This is a genomic window from Streptomyces sp. NPDC026515 (genome assembly GCF_055567595.1).
Genome location: NZ_JBVHQD010000015.1, coordinates 199,774 through 215,603, shown reverse-complemented (window position 1 = coordinate 215,603; position 15,830 = coordinate 199,774). Strand labels below are relative to the sequence as shown.

Here is a 15,830-nt window from a genome sequence, read left to right as displayed (position 1 = left end):
TTGCGTCACCACTACCGCTGCCCCCTGCGCTGGTCCGACATGGACGCGTACGGCCATGTCAACAACGCGGTCTTCATCCGCTACCTGGAGGAAGCCCGCATCGACTTCCTGTTCCGTCCGGAAAAGGATTTCAAGCAGGGGTCGGTGGTGGCCCGCCACGAGATCGACTACAAGCGGCAGCTCGTCCACCGGCACCACCCGGTGGACATCGAGCTGTGGATCACCGAGATCCGGGCCGCCTCCTTCACCATCACCTATGAGGTGAAGGACGACGACACGATCTACGTACGCGCCTCCACGGTGGTCGTTCCCTTCGACTTCGAGACGGGCCGGCCGCGCCGGATCACCGCCGACGAGCGGGACTTCCTGGAGGAGTACCGGGACGACAAGGAGGAGGCCGTCGCCGCATGACGGTGCTCCACCTGGCTGACGAGGGGGAGGCGGCGGATCTCGCGGCCTTCCTCTCCCGGCTGCTGCACTACGACCGGTCGGCCGCGGTACGCCTCCAGGCGGCCGGCACCGCGCTGGCCGTCTTCGGGCGTCCGCCGTCCTTCGAGGTGCTGGCGATCCGCGCGGTCCGGCTCGCCAAGCCGTACGAACGGGGCCTCGACGTCACGCTCGATGTGACCGTCTCCGCGGGGGAGTTGCTGGAGTCCGTGGACGAGCGGGCCGCCACGGCCGGGGTGCCGGAGGCGGTCACCGGGCCGCCGTGGGCGGGTGTGCTGCCGCCGCGCGGTGGCTGGCAGGCGGAGCCGGGACTGCCCGCGCCGCAGGCGCTGCAGGCCACCGTGGCGGCCGCGGTGGGTGAATTCCGGTCCCGTACCGCGGAGTTGGCGCCCCAGAGCCGTACCCGGGCCGAACTCGACCGGATCGGGCGGGACATCTGGTCCCGGACCGTGGGCGGCACCCGGCTTCCGGTACGGGCCGTGCACGCGGCCCAGTCGCTGCGTTTCCTGCGTCCGGCCGACGAGGCCGTGCTGCTCTCCTCGGGGGCCTGGCTGCGGCTGCGCACGCCGTTCGGGTCGATCGCCGTACGGCGGGCGGGACTCGGGGCGCTGGACGTCAGCGTCCGCTGAGCCGGCGCCCGCAGTCGTCGGGGCCGGTCCCGGGTCAGTCCGGGGTGTTCACCATCGAGGCGGCCGCGTAGGTGAGGTAGTTCCAGAGGGTCTCCCGGTGCTCCTCCGAGAGGCCCAGTTCGTCCACGGCCACCTGCATGTGCCGCAGCCAGGCGTCGTGCGCGGCCCGGTCCACGGTGAAGGGGGCGTGCCGCATCCGCAGCCGGGGGTGGCCGCGTTTGTCGCTGTACGTCGTGGGGCCGCCCCAGTACTGGATGAGGAACAGGGTGAACCGCTCCTCGGCCGGACCCAGGTCCTCCTCCGGGTACATCGGTTTGAGGAGCGGGTCCCCGGCGACGCCCTCGTAGAAACGGTGGACCAGTCGGCGGAAGGTCTCCTCCCCGCCGACCTGCTCGTAGAAGGTCTTCTCCTGAAGCGTGCCGCGCCGAATCTCTCTCACCCCTCCATGGTCTCAGACGCGGTGACCGAGGACTCGAGGCTTAGGACCCGGTGCGGGGAGGGGCTCTAGGGTGGACGCATGGACGCCCACGAAGCGAACATCCCCGATGTCCCGGACGTTCCGGATGTTCCGGACGTCGAGGGGATTGCCGCGGCGGCGCGGGCCGAGCTGGTGCGGGAGATCGACGCCGAGGGGGTCTGGGCGGCGGAGCCGGTGTGGCGGGAGGCCTTCGAAGCGGTGCCCCGGCATCTGTTCGTGCCGTACTACTACGTCGCCGGGGCGCACGGCTATGAGCGCCGGTGGGGCCAGAGCGCGGATCCCGGGGTCCGGGAACGCTGGGTGCGGGGTGCCTACGAGGACGTTCCGCTGGCCACCCGGCTGCGCGACGGCCAGCTGATCTCCTCCAGCAGCCAGCCCTCGCTGATGGCGCGGATGCTGGTCGCGCTGCGGGTGGCCGACGGCGACCGGGTGCTGGAGATCGGCGCCGGGACCGGCTACAACGCGGCGCTGCTGGCTCACCGGCTCGGCGAGGACGACCTCGTCACCACGGTGGATGTCGATCCGGAGATCGCCGAGTCGGCGCGGCGGCATCTGGCCGCGGCCGGGCACCGGCCGGCCGTCGTCACCGGGGACGGGGCGCGGGGGGTGCCGGAGCGTGCGCCGTTCGACCGGATCATCGCGACCTGCGCGCTGCCGGGCGTACCGCGGGCGTGGGTCGCGCAGTGTGCGGCGGGGGCCCGGATCCTCGCGCCGGTGGCCACCGGGCTGCTCGCGCTGACCGTGCGCGGACGGGGGTGCGCCGAGGGCCGGTTCCTGCCGTCGGCGGCGTTCTTCGTGCCGCTTCGCGGGGTACCGCGGGCGGCCCGGGGCGATGTGGGCGCGGTGCCGCCCCGGGCCCTCGAGGACGAGCTGTTCCAGTTCCTGATGGAGCTGACCCAGGGGGTGCTGAGCCCTCGGGAGGCCTACGAGGTGTGGGAGCGGGCGGGGATGCCCGGACGGGAGCGGTACGGGGTCACGGTGGCGCAGGACGGGGAGTGGGTGTGGCTGGACGACCGGGAGGGGCCGTTCGTCTGGCCGCTCCCGGTCTGAGTCCCGTACGGGTGCTGCCGCTCAGCCCCGGCGAACCGTGATCGTCGTCCAGGCGCCGACATGCACCCGGTCCCCGTCCTGCAGCGGCACCGGGACGAACGGCTGGATCGGCTCCTCGCCGCCGTTGACCGTCGTGCCGTTCGTCGAGTTCTGGTCGACGACCGCCCAGCTGCCGTCCGGCTGCTGGACCAGGACCGCGTGCTGGTGCGAGACGCCCGGGTCCTCCGGCGGCACCGACAGGTCGATGTCGGGGGTGTCACCGGTGGAGTGCCGGCGGCGGCCGATGGTGACCTGGTTGCCGGCCAGCGTGCGCTGCTGCTCGGGGGAGTAGGCGGGCAGGTTGAGGCCGGCCGCCTCCGGGCCCGAGCGCTGCATCATCGCCATGAAGTACTCGCGGTCCGGCCCGATCGTCGCCGTCCAGGTCGCCGGGCCCTGGGGGGCCCGCGGGAAGCCGGGACCGGCGGGGGTGCCGGGCTGCGGGTAGCCGTAGCCGCCGGCGCGGCCGCCCGGGGCGGGGGCCGGGGGTGCGCCGGGGCCGGCCGCCGGCGGGGAGATCACCCAGTCGTCCTCGCCGCCGAAGGGCGGGCCGCCGGCCGGGGGCCTGCCGGTCTCCTGCGGGAAGCCGGGCGGCGCGGGCGGAGCCGACTGCTGGAAGGCGCCGGGAGCGCCACCGGCGGGTGCGCCGGGACCGCCAGGCGGCGGCGGAACCGGCGGCCGGGACGGGTCGCCGCCGCCGAAGGGCCCGGCGGCCGGGCCGGCGGAGGGGTCGCGGGTGAAGGGCCCGGCGGCCGGCCCGGCGCCCGGGGCGTTGCCGAAGGCGGACGGGCCGCCGGGGTTCTGGCCCGGAGCGCCGCCGAAGGACGGGGGCGGAGCCGAGGGGCCCCGTTCACCGCCGAAGGGCGGCGGCGAGGACTGGCCCCGCTCACCACCGAACGCCGGGGGACCGGACTGGCCGCGGTCGTTGCCGAACGCGGGGGGCCCGGGCGGGCCCGACGGGCCGCCGCCGCGCTCGTTCGCGAACGGCGTCGGGCCCGAGGGCTCGCTGCCGAAGGAGGGGATCGGCTCGGCCGGGCGGTTCATCTGCGAGGGGCGCGAACCCTGGTACTCGTACGAGTCGGTGTTGCCGCCGTACGACGGCGGGGCCGGTGGCCGGAAGGTCGGCGCGGCCGGACCGCCGCCGGCCGGCGGGCGCGGCGCGGCCGGGGTGTACGAGGTGGCCGTGTTGGTCAGGAAGTTCCAGCGGCACTCCTCGCAGAACGGCGCACCGCCCTCCCGGGGCGTACGGCACTGCGGGCACAGCTCTGGCTCGTGCGCGTTCGGCACGGCGGACAGGTGGCGGCCGCCGGCCTGGGCGCCGGGCCCGGGCGGCGGCGGGAAGCCGTAGCCGCCGCCGGCGGTGGGCGGGGGCGGCGGGGGCACGGCACCGGCCATGCGGTGACCGCACACCTCGCACCAGTCGTCGGAACCCGACTGGTGTCCGTTCGGGCAGGTCGGCATGTCGGTGGTTCCCTCTCTGTCAGGTTCGTCCTGAGCCTGTCTGGGTGTCCTGCGGGTGCTGCCAGGTCACTTCTTTACACGAACAGTCTTTGTGGACCGCGTTTCGAGAGTCATCTCGTCGGCCTCCGCAACCTTCGCTTTCAGTCGCACAGTACCTGTCGCGGCGTCGACCACGTCCACCACCTTCGCAAGGAGTTTCGCAGTATCGGCGTTCCCCGAGGCGCTGGCGAGCTGAACCGCCCGCCCCAGTTTTGCCGTTGCTCCATCCATATCGCCCGCTTTGCGCAGATCGAGACCTTGCTGGATGGCTTGCGCCAGTTCGGCCTGCCCGGTGTAGTGGGCGACCTGCGGGTTGATGGAGGTCGAGGCGACCATGTCGTCCGTCCACACCGCCCTGACCAGTCCCTGCGCGCCCAGGTTCTGGACGCTTCCGTCGGACTGCGGGACCACCAACGACACCCGGGCGGCGAGCATTTCCTGGCCGAGGGCCGCCGTCGGGACCTCCACGCAGACGTGGTAGTCCCGGGACTCGTCGCCCCAGGAGCCGGTCGGGTAGTCCCCGGCGCGCGGCCCGGCCTCCGTGCGGCGGCCGGTCAACTCCTCGACTGTGGGGGCCACTTGCTTGACGAACTTGATGGTCGTGCCGACCGGGGTCCACAGCCGCAGGGCGACGTCCGCGACCTCCTTGCCCATCGCCGTCTCCATCATCCGCGTGAAGTCGGCGGCCAGGCCCGTGGGATCGGCGACGATGTCCGCGGTGCCGAGGAGTGCGGAGGCTATCCCTGTGACTTCTTTCACTTCCCAGTCGGTGCCCACCCCGCGGGCGTCACAGGTGAACCGTCCGGCGCAGGAGTCCAGGGTGGCCCTGAGGTCCTCCGGCGACTCGTGCTCGTTGCGGCCGTCGGTGAGCAGGATGCCGTGCCGGATCGCGACGTCCGCCGAGGACAGCAGCCGGTCGGCCAGCCGCAGCCAGGTCCCGATCGCCGTACCGCCGCCCGCGCTCAGCCTGCGCAGCGCCTGCTTGGCCTGGTCCCGGGTGGCGGGGGCGGCCACCGCGAGCCGGCCGCCGCCCGGGTAGACCTCCTTGGCGACGTGCGTGCCGCCGATCACCGCGAAATGGGTGCCGTCGCGCAGGGTGTCGATGGCGGCCGCCGTGGCGTCCCGGGCGTTGCGCATCTTGGTCGGCGGATAGTCCATCGAACCCGAGCAGTCGACCATGATCGCCACCCCGGCGGCCGGCCCCTGCCCGGGCGCGTACGACGTCCCGGCCGCGCTCCCGACGGTGCCGCCGCCGGTCGACGTCACCGTGACGATGGCGTTGACCTCGCGGCCGCCGTCCGGCAGGTACTCGTTCTGGTAGACGTCCACCGAGAACTGCGGCACGGTCGACTTCGAGAAATTGGCCATGACTGCTCTGGTCCCCCTCCACCCCACGCGTGGTGGGTGCTGGCGATGTGCGGGCCGGTCCCCTCCGGTCCGCGGGTGCTTCCTTGTACGTCTCGTTCCCGTTTACGGCCGTTTTGCGGCGGCCTCAGGCGGATCCTGCCCCCTGCGGCGGTGCCGGGAACGGGAGCAGCGCCACTGTTACGTTGTCGTGGCCCCCGCCGTCCAGCGCGTGGCCGACCAGGACCCGGGCCGCGTGCAGCGGCCGCAGGGCCACGTCGGCGGGGACGACCTCGGACATCTCCTCCGCCGACTCCGCGTAGTTCCACAGGCCGTCCGTGCACACCACCACCACACCAGGCCGGTCCGGCTTGAAGGAAGCGGTGTGCGGCTCCAGTTCGTAGGCGTCCGCGCCGAGCCATCCGGTGATCGCGTGGGCCCGTTCGTCGGCGTACGCCTCGGCCTCGCTCATCAGCCCCGCGGCCACCATCTGTGCCGCCCAGGAGTCGTCCTCGGTGAGCCGGGCCGACGGCGCCCCGCGGTCCGCCGGCACCCAGTAGGCCCGGCTGTCGCCGACCCAGCCGACCACCAGCAGGCCCGCGGTGACGACCGAGCCGACGATCGTGCACGCCGGTGCGTTCTGGTGCGGGGTGTGCTCGCGGGCCGCCGGGGGCTCCTCGGCGAGGGCGTTGACGGCCTGGGAGGCCGCGACGATCGCCTCGTGCATCGCCGCCTGCGGGTGCGTGCCCTGGGGCAGCGCGGCCAGCAGGGCCTCGCTCGCGGCCCGGGAGGCGGCCAGCGAGGCCTCGTCGGGGCGGGTCGCCGAGGAGACGCCGTCGCAGACGACCGCGAACATCGCCGGGGTGCCGTCGGGCAGCGCGGCGCGACCGACGGTGAAGGCGTCCTCGTTGCGGTGGTGGCGCAGCCCGCGGTCGCTGACGGCGGCCACCGGGCCGGACTCCTGCTCCATGTGGTCGCGTTCGCGCGGCTGGGCGTGCCCGCAGTTCTCGCAGTAGCCGTCGTCGTCGACCCGGCCCGCCCGGCAGGCCACACACACCTTCGGCAGCTCGGTGGTCTCGGCGCTCTCCGTGGCGGAGGCGGCCACCCGCGGGTCCGGCGCCTGCAGCGCGTAGTCGTCGTCGGGCCTCGGCGGCCGGTCGAAACGCACCCCGGAGGCGGGCGACGCCGGTGAACCGGGCGGCGGCGAATCCGGCGCGGCCGGCGAACCGTGCGCCGGCGAACCCGGCAGCGGCTTGCCGCCCGAGTCCGTGCCGGGCAGATCCGTCGGCAGATGCGGGGCCGCCGACGGACCGGAGCTGTCCGGCTCGGGCGGTGGCCAGTCCACGCCGGAGGCGCCCATGGTGAGGGTCGGGTGGTCCTGCGACGCGGCGGGCACGGCCGACAGGTCGTACCCGCACGCACCGCAGAACAGGTCACCCGATTCGAGCGGCTCCGCGCAGCTCGGGCACTTCGCCGGTGCGGCCTGCTGGGGCATCTGCGACATCAACTACACCCACGTCCGGGGGCGGTAACGGTTGGCCCGTTCCACCAGGTCGATCCTCTCCTCACCGCCGGTCGCCAGTCTGGCCAGCGTGCGGTACGAGCGCTCCAGGCCGAAGCGGAGGCCCCGCTCGTCCAGACCGCTGCCGAGCAGCACCCGGCCACCGACGACGGGCCGGAAGTCCTGGCCTCCGGAGAGTATCCAGTCCAGCGCGCAGCCGAGGACTTCCGCCGACAACTGCTCGCGCCGTGCCGGATCCAGACCGTACGCGTCCAGCGCCTCGATCTGTCCGGCGGCGGCCGTCAGATCGTCCAGGAACGGCGTGTCGTCGGGTGTCGCGGTCCGGTGCCGCAGCCGCGACCGTACGGCCGCCACCCGGGCCGCCGTGTAGTGGATCGACGCCTCCGGCACCGATTCCAGGGTACGCACCGCACCGCTCCGGTCCCCGGCCGCCAGCTGCACCCGGGCCAGGCCGAAGGCGGAGCTGACGAAACCCGGGTCGGTCGCCCACACCAGCCGGTAGTACTCGGCCGCGTTGTCCAGCTGGCCGAGCACCTCCGCGCACAGCCCGAGCGCCAGCTTGGGCGTGGTCTCGCCCGGGAAGGCGTCGTAGATCGCGTCGAAGGACAGCGCCGCGCCCTCGTGGTCCCCGGTGACCAGGGCGGTCACACCCCGGTACCAGACCACCCGCCAGTCGTCGGGCTGCTCGCCCTCCAGCCGGTCCAGAGTCTCCAGCGCGGCCTCGAAGTCGCCGTTCTCCAGCCGGGCGCGGATCTGGCGCAGCCGGGTCTCCACGCTCTGCGTCGGCGCCGCGGCCAGCGCGCTGATCAGGCTGACCTCGCCCGCCCCCGAGGTCGTCAGCCCCGCCAGGAATCCGGCGTTCGGGTCGTTCGGGTCGACCAGCGGGACGGGCAGGGCGAGCGCGGCGGCCGGGGTGGGCACGGGCCGCACCAGGGCGGGGGAGACCGGGGCGTCCGCGCCGGACGGGGCGCCGGCCGCCCCCGGTGGCTCCAGCGCGAGCGTTCTGGACGCCACCGTCCGGCCGCCGAGCCGGGAGACGTCCCCGGCCAGCTTCGGGAACAGCTCCGTGTCCGTGACCTTCACCTCGGGTCCGAACAGCGTCGACAGCGCGGGCCGGGCCCTGCCGGTCTGCACCGACACCACCTCGCGCAGCACGCCCGTCAGCTGCTCGGCCATCTCCTGCGCGGAGGCGAACCGGCGGGCCGGGTCGGGATCGGTGGCCCGCACCAGCAGCCGGTAGAAGGACTCGTAGCTCCGGAACACCTCGATGTTGTCCGGGTCGGGCAGCGAGTCCACGAAGACGGTCGTGTAGCCCTGGAAGTCGAAGGTGAGGACCGCGAGGGTCCGGCCGACCGTGTACAGGTCGGAGGCGACCGACGGACCGACCTCGGCGACCTCCGGGGCCTGGTAGCCGACCGTGCCGTAGATCGCCGACTCGTCGTCGTCCATCCGGCGCACCGCGCCCATGTCGATCAGCTTGAGCTGGTCCTCGGTCTGGATGGCGTTGTCGACCTTGAAGTCGCAGTACAGCAGGTTGCGGCTGTGCAGATGACCGAGGGCCTCCAGCGCCTCGATCCCGTACGCGCAGGCCTGCTCCACCGGCAGCGGGTCGCGGCGGCCCTCCGGGGTCCGGCGGTCGTTGGCGATCTCCTTGAGGGACTTGCCGCCGACGTACTCCATGACGATGTAGCCGTCGAGCGAGCCGGTGCGCTGGTCCAGGTGCTCCACGAAGTTGTAGATCCGGACGATGTTGGCGTGCTCGATCTCCGCGAGGAACCGCCGCTCGGAGATCGCGGCGGCCATCGCGTCCTGGTCGCCGGTGTCGAGCAGGCCCTTGAGCACCACCCAGCGGTCGGACACCGCCCGGTCCACCGCCAGGTAGATCCAGCCCAGGCCACCGTGCGCGATACAGCCCACGACCTCGTACTGGCCGTGCACGACGTCCCCGGCCTTCAGCTTCGGCACGAACGAGTACGGGTTGCCGCACTTGGTGCAGAACCCCTCGGTCCGCCCCGGCCGCTCCCCACGGCCCCGGCCGACCGGCGCCCCGCAGTCCGAGCGCGAGCAGAACCGCTTGCGCTCGGGCACCTCCGGGTTGTCCAGGACCATCTCGCGCGGGTCCGGCTTCGGCACCTGCGGGACCGTGACCAGCCCCGCGCCCAGCCTGCTGCGCCCCGATGCGCTCGTCGACGAACCGGAGCTGCGCACCGACACCGAACGGCCCGTCGAGCCGCCCGACAGGGACCGTGAGAGCCGCCCGGAGACCGAGCGCCGTGACTTCGACGACTGTGACGACGTACGCGAACTGCGGCCGCTGGCGCGCGAACTCCCGCTGCTCGCCGAGGACCGGCCGCCGGCCGTGATCCCGGTGGGCGGCGACCCGACCAGTCCTCCCGCCGAGACGACCGGCGCCAGACCGCACGTGTCGCAGTACAGCTCGCCGTCGCCGACGTCCTCGTACGTGCCCTCGCACTCCGGCCGCTGGCACGTCTGTCCCGCCTGGCTCATCGCCGCCGCATCCCCCTTGTCGCTCACGCTCCGGGTCCCCTCCGGTCCTCGGGACCGCTCTGCTGCGGCACCCGCGGCGCGCCCAGCGCCTCGGCCGCCGCGTGCTGATAGCGCAGCACCGCCTGCTCCGCGACCCGCAGGTCGCAGGGCGCGCTCCACAACATCCGCCGGGCCGCGTCGTACCGTTCGATCAGGAACGGGTCCTCCGCCAGCCCGTGCCTGGCCACCTTCGCCTTGTACGCGTCCAGCCGGCCGCGCAGCTCCGCGCGGACCGCCAGCGGCGCGGTGACCGCCGTCAACGACTCACGGGCGCGCAGCAGTTCGTCCTCGGCCTTCTGCTCCAGGGACTCCAGGAGCGGCGACAGCCGGTGCCACTGGGCCGTTCTGCGGTATTCCGCGGCGGTCGCCAGCTGCTCCTGAAGCGCGGTGGGCGGGCCGCTGACCACCGGCACCTCGGTCGCCGCGATCTTCGCCAGCACCTCGCCGCGCGCGGTGCGCGCCTCGGCGAGGGTGCGGTCCGCCCGGGACAGCACGTCCCGCAGCCTGATCAGCCGGGCCTCCGCGTCCTGCCGGACCGTCAGCACGGCGTCGATCTCCCGCCGCACCTCCTCCAGCGCCCGCGCCTCACGGTCGTACACCGTGGTGTCCGGCCGGCCGCCGCCCGGCGCCGAACTCCCCTGCGCGGGAACCCAGAAGCCCAGCGGGTCCGAGACGACGTCCTCGCGCAGCCTCGTCAGTATGCGGGTGATCCGCTCCAGGTCGTCACCCGCCGGGTGCTCGCCCGGGCGGACCCCGACGGAGTGCGCCAGCTTGCGGGTGCGCTGCAGCTCGGCGGCGAGCAGATCGATCCGCGCGGGCAGCGCCGACCACACCGCGTCGGCGGTGACGACCAGGTCCAGCGAGGTCGCGTACAGCTCGTTCATCCGGTCGACCAGGGTCACCAGCGAGAAGCGCTCGCTGAGCCGGCCGGCCGCCGACAGCAGCGTCGGCGCGTTCGCCGTCGCCGTGGCGCTGCCCGCGACCGTCACCGACTCGCCGCGCAGCAGCTCGGTCAGCTCCACCAGGTCCTCACGGCTGGACCAGCGGCGTCGCGCCCTGATCTCCCGGGCCGAGCGCAGGGTGTCCGTGTAGGCGTCGAAGTACGCCCACAGCAGGGTGATCGAGGCGTCGGCGGACGTCCACCGCTCCCGGGTCGTCCCGGTGAGCGCGGCACCCTCCAGGAGCCTGCGGCCCGCGTGGTCCTGCAGGGCGAGCAGCGAGGTCTCGATCGCCTCGTGCTCCGCGCCGAGCCGCGCCAGCGCACGGTCCACCTCGTCCCGGTCCATCACCGGCCCGGCGGGGTCCGTGACGCCCATCGATCACCTCTCGCTCACTTGTCGGGACCGGCCCCGCGGACGCGGGTCAGCTGGTGCGCAGGTACTGCGGCGCGGGTGGTTCCGACGCCGCCGAGTCCGTTCCCAGTGTCGCCGACAGCCACTTGTCGTACGACGCCTGCCAGCCGTCCGCCCGGTAGCCGACCAGGATCTGATTGACCCGGCGTACCAGATCGGTCGAACCCTGTTTCATCGCCACGCCGTAGTACTCGGTCGTGAAGGCGGCGCCCTTCAGCTCGACCGTCGGGTCCTGCGCGGCCTGGCTGGCGGCCAGCGCGCCGTCGGTGACCACCGCGTCCACCTCGCCGAGCTGCAGCCGCACCAGGCAGTCGAGTTGGTTGGGCACGGTGGTGGAGATGTCGGCCGACGCGGGCAGCCGCCCGGCCTTCTTGTCCGCGTCCAGCTTGGTGAAGGCCGTCGAACCGGCCGCCGTGCAGATCCTCCGGTGCGCGAGCGTGTCGTTGTAGCCGGTGATCGGCGACGACTTGGGCGCCAGCACCTGCTGACCGGTCTTGAAGTAGGGCGCGGAGAACGCCACGTCCTTCAGCCGGTCGCAGTTGATGGTCATGGTGCGGACCACCATGTCGACCCGGCCGTCCTGGACGGCCGGTATCCGCTGGCTGGTCGGGATCGCCTTGAACTGCACCGCGTCGGGGTCGCCGAGGATGTCCTGGGCGATCCGGTGCACCAGGTCGATGTCGAAACCCTCCAGCTCCGCACCGGAGTTGTTCGGGTTGCGGTAGCCCCAGCGGTAGCTGTTCTGGTCGATGCCGACGATCAGCTTCCGCTTGGCGCCGGTACGGGCCTTGATGGCGTCGATCGTCGTGCCGTCCGCGCCCGACGGCGACCAGGTCTCGTTCTGTGCCTGGGAGTCGACGCAGCTGTCCGCCTTCGCCGGGCCGGCGGTGGCCAGTCCCGGACCGCCGCGCGCCCCGTCCGTGCCGCTCCCCCCGGCGGACTGGGTGAGGGGCAGCAGCAGGACGAACGCCAGCGCGAGAGCGCAGCCGACCGCCATCGCGCCCACTCCGCCCCAGCCGCGCAGGGAGGCCCGCATCCTCTGCACGAACACCCTCCCGCCCCCTCTCACCGGTACTCCGAAAGCCTGCGTCCGATGCCGAACAGCGCGCCCGACGCCGCCGCCACACCCAGCATGGCGGCACCGATCGGCAGCCCGGACATCGCGTCCCGCCCGTCGGTGGCCCGCTCCTGGAACTCGGACTCCTCGTGGGCGAGAGCATTCTTCAGGTTCGCGTCGACGCTGTCGAAGCATTCGGCGGTCGCGCCCTTGGCGCCTATCACCTTGTCCAGCGCCGCCTGGTAGTCGCCGTTCTCGTCCTCGGTGCGGGCGCCGGCGTGCCGCTCCTTCCACACCTTCATGTTCCCCTCGGCCGCCTGCACGGGCTTGCTGCCCGCCGAGTCGTCCGCGAGCGCCGCGGCCTGGGAGAGGCCCTTGCCGAGGGCGGCCATGTCCTGGTCGAAGTCGTAGTAGTACGCGTCGTAGGTCTCACCGTCGACCGTGACCGTCTCCGCGCCCCGCGCGACCAGGCTGAGGTTCTCGTTGCCCCGGGCCTTCAGGGAGGCGATCCGGGCGTCGTGCAGCACGTTCAGCGAGCGGACGCCGTGGTCGTAGGAGCCGTCCAGGCCGGCGCGGGCGAAGGTGTGGCCGACGACCAGCCACAGCAGCGTGACGACGGTGGCCGCGGAGGCCGCGACCAGGCCGTGGTTGAGCACCCGGTTGGTACGGCGGTAGTGACGCAACTGCGCCCAGGCGAGCGCGGCGAGGGCGAGCAGGCCGAGGACGATGGCCGCCCACGGGTACGGGGTCGCGTCCGCGTAGTCGGACGACAGCCGCGCGTTCTCCTTGGTGTAGAGATCCTCCGCCGCCGGGAGCATCTCCTTCTGCATCTTCTCGTTCGCGTACCGCAGGTAGGCGCCGCCGACCGGGTAGCCCTGCCGGTTGTAGACGCTGGCCCGCTCGACGAGCCCCTTGTACTCCGGGAGCAGTCTGTTCAGCTTCGCCACGGCCGCCTCGGAGGGGGAGCCGGGCTCGGAGTTGGCGGCTGCGGTGACGAGCTTGGCGGCGGCGGTCCGGATGTCCGTCTCGTACCGCGCGCGGGAGGCCGCCGTCTCCTGGCCGCCGGCCAGGAAGCCGCTGGAGGCCGCGGTGTTGGCGTCGGCCAGCGAACGGTAGATGTCGGCGGCGCCCGAACTGAGCGGCTGGCTGCGGTGCAGCACGTCGTCGGCGGCGGCCGCGCGGTCGGTCATCTGCCAGGCGGTGACGGCACCGAAGGCGACGATCAGGACGGCCAGGACGGCGCCGATGAGCCGGAGCCGGCCGGGCTCGGTGGTGGCTGCTGCGCGCACCTGCTCGACGCCCTCCGCGAAGGCGCTGCGGCGCGGGGGCGTCGCCTCGGGTGCGGGCGAGCCGGTGCGCTGTGCGGGCAGGACGGTACCCGTGCCTGGTGGCGCCGCGCTCTTCGTCGGCGGGTGTGTCACTTGACCTCCCCCATGGTCATCCGGTCGCCGCCCAGTATCGCCGCCCGGACTGACATTCGGCACCGGCCGTCACGGGATCTTGATCCGATCGCAGCGGAACCCCTGCCCATGAATACGCCGGGGGAATCGGTTCGGTTCCGCAGGGGTGGTGCGGGGGCGGAGGGCGGGGCGCGGAGGGGCGGTGCCGCATCGCCCCGCCCCACCCCGGGTCACCCCTCGAAGTAGGCGCGTGTCCTCGCCTGCGTGTCGGGCCCCGCATCCATCACGTCCAGCCCCAGCAGCGCCGCGCCCAGCACCGGCCGGGCCCGCACCACCCTCGGCACCGCCTTGGGCGCGCGCGCCGCCAGCAGTTCCCGTACGCCGTCGTCGAGGCCCGGGTGGCCGCCCGTCAGCACACCGCCGCCCAGCAGCACCGGCGTCTCCTCGTCCAGCAGGTCGAGGCGGGTCAGGGCGACCGTGGCCATCGTCGCGACCTCCTGCGCCAGCCGGTCCACCACCGAGCGGGCGATCGGGTCGCCGTCGGCCGCCGTCGCGAACAGCACCGGCGTCAGCTCGTGCCGGCGGCCGTACTCGACGTGCTCCAGGTGCAGCGCCTCGATCAGCGCGTACATGGACGTCAGCCCGAAGTGCGCCGGGAGGGTGTCGGCCAGGGCCGTCGGCCCGCCGCGCCCGTCCTCGGCCCGTGCCGCGTGCCACAGGGCCTCCTCGGCCAGTCCCCAACCGCCGCCCCAGTCACCCGAGATGCGGCCTATCGCGGGGAACCGGGCGGTGCGGCCGTCGGGGCGCATGCCCACGCAGTTGATGCCCGCGCCGCATACCACGGCGACGCCCCGGGGCTCGGCCACACCCGCCCGCAGGATGGCGAAGGTGTCGTTGCGGACGGTCACCGAACCGCCCCAGTCACGGGCGGCCAGCGCGGCGGCCAACTGCTCCTCCTCCACCGGCAGATCGGCGTTGGCGAGGCAGGCGGAGACATGGCCGACCGAGGTGACGCCGGCGGCGCCGTACGCCTCGGCGACCGCGGCCGCCACCTCGTCCACGGCCTGCTCCACGCCCACCACCGGCGGCCGGAAGCCGCCGCCGCGGGCCGTGGCGAGGACCTCGCCGTCCGCCGCCACCACTGCGACGTCGGTCTTGCTGTTGCCCGCGTCGATGGCGAGGACACTTGCGGTCAGGCCCACGCGAGGTGCTCCCGGTTGTGCGCGATCAGCTTGTCGGTGAGGGCTTCGGCGTACTCGTACTGGCCGACGAGGGGATGCGAGAGCAGGGCCCTGAAGACCCGGTCCCGGCCGCCGCGCAGTGCCGCCTCAAGGGCCAGTTCCTCGTACGCCGTCACGTTCGCCACCAGGCCGGCGAAGAGCGGGTCGACGTCCGGGACGGGCAGCGGTACGGGTCCACCGGAGCCGACCGCGGCCTGCACCTCGATCACCGCGTCGTCGGGGAGGAAGGGGAGCGTGCCGCCGTTGTAGGTGTTCACCACCTGGTAGGGGTTGCCGGCGCCGCCGAGCAGCGCCGCCGCCAGGTCCACCGCCGCCTCCGAGTAGTAGGCGCCGCCCCGCTTGGCGAGCAGCTCCGGCTTCTCGTCGAGCGCCGGGTCGCCGTACATCTCCAGCAGCTGCTTCTCCATCGCGGCCACTTCGGCGGCCCGGGACGGCTTGGTGCCCAGCTCCCGCACGACCTCGTCGTGGGCGTAGTAGTAGCGCAGGTAGTACGAGGGGATCACGCCGCCCAGGCGGTCCAGGAGCGCCGTCGGCAGCTTCAGGTCGGCGGCGATGGTGTCGCCGTGCTCCGCGAGCAGCTTGGGCAGCACGTTCTCACCCTCGGGCCCGCCGAGACGGACCGCCGTCTCCCAGGTGAGGTGGTTGAGGCCGAGGTGGTCCAGGTGGACCTCGGCGGGCGTGACACCGAGCAGGTTCGCGAACTTCCGCTGAAAGCCGATCGCCACGTTGCACAGCCCGACCGCCCGGTGCCCGGCCTGGAGCAGCGCGCGGGTCACGATCCCCACCGGGTTGGTGAAGTCGATGATCCAGGCGTTCGGGTTGGTCCGCCGGACGCGTTCGGCGATGTCCAGGACGACCGGGACCGTCCGCAGGGCCTTGGCCAGCCCGCCGGCGCCGGTCGTCTCCTGGCCGATGCAGCCGCACTCCAGCGGCCAGGTCTCGTCCTGCTGCCGGGCCGCCTGGCCGCCCACGCGCAGCTGGAGCAGCACCGCGTTTGCTCCCTCGACCCCGGCATCCAGGTCTGAGGTGGTGACGATACGGCCGCTGTGGCCCTGCTTGGCGAAGATCCGGCGGGCCAGTCCGCCCACCAGTTCCAGGCGTTCGGCGGCCGGGTCCACCAGGACCAGTTCCTCGATGGGCAGGGTGTCCCTGAGCCGCGCGAAGCCGTCGATGAGTTCGGGGGTGTAGGTCGAGCCTCCGCCGACCACGGTGAGTTTCATAAAAGGG

At 73.4% G+C, this 15,830-nt stretch carries 13 protein-coding genes; 3 read left to right on the top strand and 10 right to left on the bottom strand.

Going from position 1 to position 15,830, the window contains the following annotated elements; genetic code table 11:
• Together ACZ4O3_RS29520 and ACZ4O3_RS29515 are read left to right on the top strand one after the other, a co-directional pair.
• Positions 1-411: an acyl-CoA thioesterase gene (locus ACZ4O3_RS29520; RefSeq protein WP_351735214.1), complete on the top strand. Its 411-nt coding sequence runs from the start codon at positions 1-3 to the stop codon at positions 409-411.
• Complete coding sequence (locus ACZ4O3_RS29515) at positions 408-1,076, top strand: DUF8010 domain-containing protein (protein ID WP_467725098.1); 669 nt, start codon at positions 408-410, stop codon at positions 1,074-1,076. The genes ACZ4O3_RS29520 and ACZ4O3_RS29515 overlap by 4 nt, the downstream gene beginning before the upstream one ends.
• Positions 1,077-1,110: 34 nt before the next feature.
• On the opposite strand, the gene ACZ4O3_RS29510 is transcribed toward ACZ4O3_RS29515, so the two are convergent.
• Entirely contained in the window at positions 1,111-1,515 is a 405-nt protein-coding gene (locus ACZ4O3_RS29510) for a globin (RefSeq protein WP_362732609.1), read from the bottom strand.
• A gap of 78 nt (positions 1,516-1,593) precedes the next feature.
• Here ACZ4O3_RS29510 and ACZ4O3_RS29505 point away from each other — a divergent pair, with 78 nt between their 5' ends.
• Positions 1,594-2,604 carry a methyltransferase domain-containing protein gene (locus ACZ4O3_RS29505; RefSeq protein WP_467725096.1) on the top strand — a complete coding sequence of 337 codons (1,011 nt, stop codon included), beginning with the start codon at positions 1,594-1,596 and terminating at the stop codon, positions 2,602-2,604.
• 21 nt (positions 2,605-2,625) lie between these two features.
• On the opposite strand, the gene ACZ4O3_RS29500 is transcribed toward ACZ4O3_RS29505, so the two are convergent.
• From ACZ4O3_RS29500 to ACZ4O3_RS29460, 9 genes are all read right to left on the bottom strand, one after another.
• On the bottom strand, positions 2,626-4,101 hold the full coding sequence (locus ACZ4O3_RS29500; protein ID WP_467725094.1) for an FHA domain-containing protein: 1,476 nt from the start codon (positions 4,099-4,101) through the stop codon (positions 2,626-2,628).
• Between the two features lie 66 nt (positions 4,102-4,167).
• Positions 4,168-5,508, bottom strand: a complete 1,341-nt coding sequence (locus ACZ4O3_RS29495) for a vWA domain-containing protein (protein ID WP_467725092.1) — start codon at positions 5,506-5,508, stop codon at positions 4,168-4,170.
• 124 nt (positions 5,509-5,632) lie between these two features.
• Positions 5,633-6,988, bottom strand: coding sequence for a PP2C family serine/threonine-protein phosphatase (locus ACZ4O3_RS29490; RefSeq protein WP_467725090.1), 1,356 nt, complete (start codon positions 6,986-6,988; stop codon positions 5,633-5,635).
• Between the two features lie 3 nt (positions 6,989-6,991).
• Positions 6,992-9,514 carry a serine/threonine-protein kinase gene (locus ACZ4O3_RS29485; protein WP_362723985.1) on the bottom strand — a complete coding sequence of 841 codons (2,523 nt, stop codon included), beginning with the start codon at positions 9,512-9,514 and terminating at the stop codon, positions 6,992-6,994.
• Positions 9,515-9,537: 23 nt separating this feature from the next.
• Entirely contained in the window at positions 9,538-10,869 is a 1,332-nt protein-coding gene (locus tag ACZ4O3_RS29480; protein ID WP_362723982.1) for a hypothetical protein, read from the bottom strand.
• A 46-nt stretch (positions 10,870-10,915) separates the two neighbouring features.
• On the bottom strand, positions 10,916-11,941 hold the full coding sequence (locus ACZ4O3_RS29475; RefSeq protein ID WP_362723988.1) for a glutamate ABC transporter substrate-binding protein: 1,026 nt from the start codon (positions 11,939-11,941) through the stop codon (positions 10,916-10,918).
• Between the two features lie 29 nt (positions 11,942-11,970).
• A complete protein-coding gene (locus ACZ4O3_RS29470; protein ID WP_384999351.1) occupies positions 11,971-13,383 on the bottom strand; it encodes a hypothetical protein in 1,413 nt (470 codons plus the stop codon).
• 209 nt (positions 13,384-13,592) lie between these two features.
• Positions 13,593-14,564 carry an N-acetylglucosamine kinase gene (locus ACZ4O3_RS29465; protein WP_384999348.1) on the bottom strand — a complete coding sequence of 324 codons (972 nt, stop codon included), beginning with the start codon at positions 14,562-14,564 and terminating at the stop codon, positions 13,593-13,595.
• Positions 14,555-15,823 carry a 6-phospho-beta-glucosidase gene (locus tag ACZ4O3_RS29460; protein WP_362727517.1) on the bottom strand — a complete coding sequence of 423 codons (1,269 nt, stop codon included), beginning with the start codon at positions 15,821-15,823 and terminating at the stop codon, positions 14,555-14,557. Before ACZ4O3_RS29460 ends, ACZ4O3_RS29465 begins: the two co-directional genes overlap by 10 nt.
• Positions 15,824-15,830 lie beyond the last annotated feature (7 nt).

Coding starts and splice junctions, on each gene's coding strand:
- ACZ4O3_RS29515 (WP_467725098.1), top strand. CDS start 408: ATGACGGTGCTCCACCTGGCTGACGAGGGGGAGGCGGCGGATCTCGCG.
- ACZ4O3_RS29460 (WP_362727517.1), bottom strand. CDS start 15,823: ATGAAACTCACCGTGGTCGGCGGAGGCTCGACCTACACCCCCGAACTC.
- ACZ4O3_RS29480 (WP_362723982.1), bottom strand. CDS start 10,869: ATGGGCGTCACGGACCCCGCCGGGCCGGTGATGGACCGGGACGAGGTG.
- ACZ4O3_RS29505 (WP_467725096.1), top strand. CDS start 1,594: ATGGACGCCCACGAAGCGAACATCCCCGATGTCCCGGACGTTCCGGAT.
- ACZ4O3_RS29500 (WP_467725094.1), bottom strand. CDS start 4,101: ATGCCGACCTGCCCGAACGGACACCAGTCGGGTTCCGACGACTGGTGC.
- ACZ4O3_RS29485 (WP_362723985.1), bottom strand. CDS start 9,514: ATGAGCCAGGCGGGACAGACGTGCCAGCGGCCGGAGTGCGAGGGCACG.
- ACZ4O3_RS29490 (WP_467725090.1), bottom strand. CDS start 6,988: ATGTCGCAGATGCCCCAGCAGGCCGCACCGGCGAAGTGCCCGAGCTGC.
- ACZ4O3_RS29495 (WP_467725092.1), bottom strand. CDS start 5,508: ATGGCCAATTTCTCGAAGTCGACCGTGCCGCAGTTCTCGGTGGACGTC.
- ACZ4O3_RS29475 (WP_362723988.1), bottom strand. CDS start 11,941: ATGCGGGCCTCCCTGCGCGGCTGGGGCGGAGTGGGCGCGATGGCGGTC.